This window comes from Streptacidiphilus sp. MAP5-3 (assembly GCF_041262505.1).
Lineage (GTDB): Bacteria > Actinomycetota > Actinomycetes > Streptomycetales > Streptomycetaceae > Streptacidiphilus.
The window spans coordinates 83045-89120 of record NZ_JBGCCL010000030.1 but is presented as its reverse complement, the minus strand read 5'-3'; the positions used below and the strand labels follow the sequence as shown (position 1 = coordinate 89120).

6 protein-coding genes are annotated in these 6076 nt (G+C 71.8%); 4 read left to right on the top strand and 2 right to left on the bottom strand.

Features of this window, described 5'->3' with window-relative positions; translation table 11 throughout:
- The first annotated feature begins 244 nt into the window (after nucleotides 1-244).
- Nucleotides 245-1108 (top strand): hypothetical protein, encoded by an 864-nt coding sequence (locus tag ABH928_RS30720; RefSeq protein ID WP_370071918.1) that lies wholly within the window; start codon nucleotides 245-247, stop codon nucleotides 1106-1108.
- Between the two features lie 33 nt (nucleotides 1109-1141).
- Here the strand turns inward: ABH928_RS30720 and ABH928_RS30715 are convergent, their stop codons facing one another.
- Entirely contained in the window at nucleotides 1142-2353 is a 1212-nt protein-coding gene (locus ABH928_RS30715; protein ID WP_370071917.1) for an MFS transporter, read from the bottom strand.
- Between the two features lie 17 nt (nucleotides 2354-2370).
- On the opposite strand from ABH928_RS30715, the gene ABH928_RS30710 reads away from it, so the two are divergent.
- Both ABH928_RS30710 and ABH928_RS30705 read left to right on the top strand, forming a co-directional pair.
- A complete protein-coding gene (locus ABH928_RS30710; protein WP_370071916.1) occupies nucleotides 2371-3570 on the top strand; it encodes an ROK family protein in 1200 nt (399 codons plus the stop codon).
- Nucleotides 3571-3752: 182 nt separating this feature from the next.
- Nucleotides 3753-4091: an SHOCT domain-containing protein gene (locus ABH928_RS30705; RefSeq protein ID WP_370071915.1), complete on the top strand. Its 339-nt coding sequence runs from the start codon at nucleotides 3753-3755 to the stop codon at nucleotides 4089-4091.
- 46 nt (nucleotides 4092-4137) lie between these two features.
- Here ABH928_RS30705 and ABH928_RS30700 read toward each other — a convergent pair whose 3' ends face one another.
- Nucleotides 4138-4611 (bottom strand): ATP-binding protein, encoded by a 474-nt coding sequence (locus ABH928_RS30700; protein WP_370071914.1) that lies wholly within the window; start codon nucleotides 4609-4611, stop codon nucleotides 4138-4140.
- A 344-nt stretch (nucleotides 4612-4955) separates the two neighbouring features.
- Between ABH928_RS30700 and ABH928_RS30695 the strand changes: the two genes are divergently transcribed.
- The gene (locus ABH928_RS30695; protein ID WP_370071913.1) at nucleotides 4956-6056 is read left to right on the top strand and encodes a PLP-dependent cysteine synthase family protein; all 1101 of its coding nucleotides are present in this window, start codon (nucleotides 4956-4958) and stop codon (nucleotides 6054-6056) included.
- The last annotated feature ends 20 nt before the right edge of the window (nucleotides 6057-6076 follow it).

The window sequence follows — 6076 nt, the reverse complement described above, 5'->3', positions numbered from 1 at the left end:
CCGCCAACCAGCCGGACCCGAAAGCCCCCTGGCAGAACTCGGTACACCACAGAACTCACGAGGCGACGAACAACCTCAAGACCAGATCACTAGGCCTTCGCGAACGGCTCCACGCCCGGGGTGCGATCACGCTCCGAAAGTGCTGGTCACCCACCGTCGCGCGATCTGCGCGGTTCGCGTGGCGATGGCACAGTGGAACGGATTCGTATGAGTCCCGCCTTTCGAGGATTCGTGGAGGCACCCCATGCGTATCCAGCCCACGCGTATCCCGCCCATCATGCGTACCCGGCCCACGCGTATCCAGGCCACCCGGGTCCGGTTCTGCGGCCTCGCGCTCGCCGTCTCGACGGTGCTCGCGGCGCTCGCCGGATGCTCGGCCTCCTCCCAGGGCGCGCTCGGCATCGGTGACGCCGCGGCCGGAGCAACCCCGAGCCCCTCCCAGTCCCTGCCGGGCGCGGACTCGTTGCAGGCGGCACTGCTCAGCCCGGACGACCTCGGGGCGAACTTCTCCGTTGAGCCCAGCGACTCGTCGTCGCCGAGTCTCAACACGGGCAAGGGCTCCGGCTCCGGCAACGGCGCCACGGGCTGCAAGCAGCTCAGCAACCTGATCAACGGCTCGCCGCAGAACGGGGGTTCCAGCCCGAGTTCGAGCCCGACGTCGAGCCCCGGCAGCACGCCGGGCGCCAACCAGGGCGGCGAGGCTCAGGTGCTGCTCAACGGCGGTCAGGTCGGCCCGTTCGTCGGCGAGTTCCTCTCCGCGCGGCCCCAGCACGTGCTCGACACGACGTATCCGCAGGTCAAGAACGCGCTCTCGTCCTGCAAGAACCTCAATCTGTCCGCCGGCGGCACCACGATCGACTTCGCGCTCTCGCCGGTCGACTTCGGCAGCCCGGGCTCGGTCGCGCGGCGGATGGATGGCACCGTCCAAGGCGTCACCGTCAACGGCTACTTCGTGGTGGACCGGCTCAACTCCAATGTGGCGATGGTCTACCTCTACATCCAGGTCGGCGCCACCTCGTCTCAGTCCGCCTACGCGTACTACCAGATCGCCGTCTCCAAGGCGCAGGACGTGCTCGGCATCTCGACCTCGGCCGCAGCTTCCGTCTGAGACAGGAGATATGACGCTCTGTCAGATTCAGCTTCAGGACGTGGTCTTCCGCCGCACCGCCAGCGAGGCCACGCCGGACAGGGCGACCAGCAGCGCGACCGAGAGCAGCGCCACCGGAAGTCCCAGCCCCTGCGCCAGGAACCCGATGACCGGCGGTCCGGCGACCATGCCGCCGTAGCCGAGCATCGACGCGGTGGCCACGCCGCGCGGTCCGCGCAGGGCGCCCGCGCGGTCGATCGCCAGTGGGAAGATGTTGGACAACCCCAGCCCCACCAGCAGGAATCCGGCCAGTGCCAGCGGCAGTGTCGGACTCAGTGCCGCGGCGGTCATCCCGACGGTGGCGAGCGCCGCGCCGCCGACCAGCAGCCGGATCGGCCCGAACCGCTCCACCAGCCGGGTGCCGCTGAGGCGGCCGAGGGTCATCGTGGCCGAGTAGAGGGCGAATCCGGCGGCGGCCACGCCGGGAGCCGCGTGCAGGTCCTGGCGCAGGTGCAGCGCGCCCCAGTCGGCCATCGCGCCCTCGCCGTAGGCGTCGCAGAGCGCGACCACGCCCAGCAGTACCACCAGCAGGGCCACGCCGGATGCGGCCGAAGCGGTGTTCGCCGAGCTGGGCGGGGCGTCGTCTCGCCTCGCACGCGGGACCGGGTGGCGCAGCAGTGGGAGCGCCGCCCACGCCGTGGCCACCAGGCCGCCGACCGCGAGCAGGCCCAGGTACTGAGTGGCCGTCAGCACCGACGTCAGCAGCCCGCCGACGGTCGCGCCGACCAACCCGCCCAGGCTGTAGGCGGCGTGGAACGCGGGCATCACCGGACGCCGCGCGGCGGCCACGAAGTCGACGGCCGCGCTGTTGATCCCGACGTTCATCGCGCCGTACCCGGCGCCGAAGACCAGCAGAACCAGCCCCAGCGCGAGCACGGAGTGCGTCAGCGGCGGCAGCGCGACCGCCAGGCAGAGCAGCACGGACGCGGCCACCGTCACCGCGTGGTTGCCGAAGCGCACGCAGAGCCGTCCGATCGGCCCCATCACGGCCACGGCACCGGCCGACACGCAGAGCAGTGCCAGACCGAGCAGTGCGGGAGAGGCGTGGACCTGCGCCTTGATTTCGGGGATGCGCACGACCCAGCCGGCGAAGAGGAAGCCGTCCAGGGCGAAGAAGCCGGTCAGCGCCGTACGGGCGGCGGGCCAGCGGTGGACAGAGGAGGCAGGAGGGAGCGAAGCCGACTCTATTTTGTTCATCAGCGGCACAAATTCATAATAGAAGGGTGACGCAGACGCAGACAAGCCTGGAGCGCGGCCGGGCCGTGCTCGGTCCCGCGCTGGCCCTGATCCACACCGGCGGCGCACCGACCCGATCCGTGCTGACCGGGGCGCTCGGCGTCACCCGGACCACCGTGGGCGCGATCACCGCCGAGCTGGAGGCGCTGCGCCTGATCACCGTCGACGCGCGCCCGGCGGGCGGCGCGCGCGGCCGTCCCTCGCACCGGCTGGACGTCGACCCGCAGGGGCCCGTCGTCCTCGCCGCGCAGCTGCACACCGACGGCTTCACCCTGGCCCTCGCCGGTCTGGGCGGCCGGATCGGGCGGCCGCTGGACCTGCCGCTCCGCGGCAACGACCCGCGCGAGACGCTCCGCACCATGGCCGAGGAGGCCGCCCGGCTGATCGCCGCCAACCCCCGCCGCTGTGTCGGCGCGGGCCTGGCCGCGCCGACCCCCGTCACCGAGCCGGACCGACGCGCCGTCATCTCCGCCTGCCTGGGCTGGCCGACCGGCACGCCGATCGGCGCGCTGTGGGAGGAGGAACTCCGTGCCGCCGGGGTCGAGTTGCCGCCCGGCGTCGTACCGGCAGTCGCCAACGACGCCAACCTGGCCGCCCTGGCCGAGCACCGGCACGGCGCGGGCCGCGACGCACGCCACCTGCTCTACGTCACCTCCGGCCACCAGGGCGTCGGCGGCGCGTTGGTCGTCGACGGACGCCTCCACACCGGCAGCGCCGGACTGGCCCTGGAGATCGGGCAGTTGACGGTCGATCCGGACGGGCTCCGCTGCCGCTGCGGCCGACGCGGCTGCCTGGACGTCGAGGCCGGTCCACCCGCGCTGCTCGCCGCCTACGGGCTGCCGGCGGACGCGCCGCTCACCGAGGTCGACGCGATCCTGGCGGCCTCCCGCACGGGCGACCGGGCCGCGCGCGAGGCCGTCGAGCACGTCGCGGTACGGCTCGGACGCGGTATCGCCGCCGTGGTCGACGTGCTGAACCCCGACCGGGTCGTCCTGGGCGCCTTCCACAGCGCCCTGCTGGCGGGGGCGCCGGAGCTGCTCCCGGAGACGGTCGCGTCCCGCGCGCACTGGGGCGCCTACGGGCCCGTCCCGCTCCGCCCCGCCGAGCTGCCCCGGCCGGAGCTGGCCGGAGCGGCGGAACTGGCGTGGGAGCCCGTCCTCGCCGACCCGCAGCTGGTCGCCGGGTGACCACCCACAGGTGGATCCGCCGAGCCTGCCACGTACTCCCGGGGTAGCAGCACAACTGCCCGCCGCCGTACGACGCCTCGCGGCGCTCCGCGGAGGAGTCTCGTCAGTAGACCGACAGCGCGAGTCCGGCTGTCGAGCCAGGCCGCCGTGTGGAGGCCGACGACGAGATCGAGGAGCGCGTGATGAACACCTTCCTGGCTGACGGTTGGCACGGCGGACCCGGCCCGTGGATCCTGCTGATGCCGCTTGTGTGGATCGGCGCCATCGTGCTGGTGCGCCGGATCTTCTTCCGCGGGCGCGGGGGAGCGCCCTGGTTCGCGGCCGGTGGGCCGCGCCCGGGATGGCAGGCGGGACCCGGCCGTCCCGGCCGCCCCCAGGGCTGGACGGACACCCGCCAGGGCCCGGCCCCCTCGCCGCTCGAAACCCTGAACCGCCGCTACGCGGACGGTGAGATCGACGAGTTCGAGTACCGCCAGCGACTGGACGTCCTCAACGGCGAGGACAGCACGCCACAGCCGTAGGCGGGTCGACCGGACAGCCGAAGCCCTGCTCGCGGACCCGGGGTCGTCAGTCCGCGAGCACGGCCTCCAGCTCCAGCGGGTCGACGTCGAGCGCGAGCTCGACGGGCTGGAGCAGGGCGGGGGTCTGGAGGGGAGCGGTGGCGACGGTGAACCACACCGTCTTGCCGCTCTCGTCCGCCTGTGCGCCCCAGTCCTTGCAGAGCGCGGCCACGATCGCCAACCCACGCCCGCCCGCGTCCAGCGGGTCGGGCGTTCTGGCCTGCGGCAGCTCGGGGGATTCGTCGCGGACCTCGACGGTCAGCGCGTCCGCGTCGGAGCGCATCCGCAGGGTGCACGGCGCGGTGGGGCCGACGTGCTGGTGGACGTTGGCGAGCAGCTCGGTCAGGCCGAGCAGGGTCTGGTCGGTGACCGACGCGAGGTTCCAGTGACGCAGATGCGCTGTGACGATCCTGCGCACCACCCCGAACCGGCAGGGTTCGGCGGTGAGGCGCAGTTCGTAGTGGCGGTCGAGGTCCTCCATCGCGCTTTCGACTCCTTCCGCACAGGCGGCCGACGTGCCGACTTCGAAGAGTGAGCAATGCGAAGCAGTCAGTGATGAACCAAGAGTTTCCCGACTTGCCGGGTGGCGCAACTCGGGAGACGCGTCCATCCTGCCCCGGAAGTTCGCCGTGGGTAAGTGATCGGACGCGGAACGTTGCGGATCATGCGCCCGGGTAGGGGGAGATCCAAGGAAAAGTTGTGACCTGCGACACGTTACGATGCAGACGAGGCTGCGGTGACGCGGCGGCGACATTGCGCCGTTCGGCCTCGGGCAGTCGTTTCGAGCAACGAGCAAGGCAACGCGCAAGGCAGAGGTGGGCCGTCGTGAAGACCCTGGATGTGGACCGTAGCGACGGCGAGTACCGCTCCTGGCTCAAGGAGGCCGTCCGCAAGGTCAAGGCGGACGCCAACCGCTCCGCCGACACCCATCTGTTGCGCTTCCCGCTCCCGGAGGAGTGGGGCATCGACCTCTACCTCAAGGACGAGTCGACCCACCCGACCGGCAGCCTCAAGCACCGTCTGGCCCGCTCGCTCTTCCTGCACGCGCTCTGCAACGGCTGGATCCGTCCCGGGCGTCCGGTGGTCGAGGCGTCCAGCGGGTCGACCGCCATCTCCGAGGCGTACTTCTCGAAGCTGATCGGGGTGCCGTTCATCGCGGTCGTGCCGCGCACGACCAGCCAGGAGAAGATCAGCCTGATCGAGGCCCAGGGCGGCTCCTGCCACCTGGTCGACGACACCCGGACCCTCTACGAGGTCTCCGCCCGGCTGGCCGCCGAGGCGGGCGGGCACTACATGGACCAGTTCACCTACGCGGAGCGGGCCACCGACTGGCGCGGCAACAACAACATCGCCGAGTCGATCTACCACCAGATGGCCGAGGAGCGGTTCCCCGAGCCGAGTTGGATCGTCGCCACCGCCGGGACCGGCGGCACCTCGGCCACCCTCGCCCGCTACGTCCACTACATCCTGGCCGACACCCGGGTCTGCGTGGCCGACCCGGAGAACTCGGCGTTCTTCGACGGCTGGGTGAGCGGCGATCCGACGGTCACGTGCGACTGCGGCTCCCGGATCGAGGGCATCGGCCGACCTCGCGTCGAACCGAGCTTCGTGCCAGGCGCGATCGACCGGATGATGAAGGTCCCGGACGCGGCCACGGTCGCGGCGGTCCGGCTGCTCGACCAGCTCATGGGCCGCAAGCCCGGCGGCTCCACGGGCACCGGGGTGTGGAGCGCCCTGCGCATCGTGGCCGAGATGCGCGCCGCCGGGGAGCAGGGCAGCGTCGTCACCCTGATCTGCGACCCGGGCGACCGCTACCTCGACAAGTACTACTCCGACGCCTGGCTGGCCGAGCAGGGTCTCGACATCGCGCCGTACTTCGAGGTCCTGACGACCATGCTGAAGACGGGTGTGTGGACCGGGGAGTGACGTCGCGTCACATCCCGGCC

What these genes read in the sequence shown, in the direction of transcription:
- ABH928_RS30720 (WP_370071918.1), top strand. Translation starts at nt 245, where the DNA reads ATGCGTATCCAGCCCACGCGTATCCCGCCCATCATGCGTACCCGGCCC.
- ABH928_RS30705 (WP_370071915.1), top strand. Translation starts at nt 3,753, where the DNA reads ATGAACACCTTCCTGGCTGACGGTTGGCACGGCGGACCCGGCCCGTGG.
- ABH928_RS30700 (WP_370071914.1), bottom strand. Translation starts at nt 4,611, where the DNA reads ATGGAGGACCTCGACCGCCACTACGAACTGCGCCTCACCGCCGAACCC.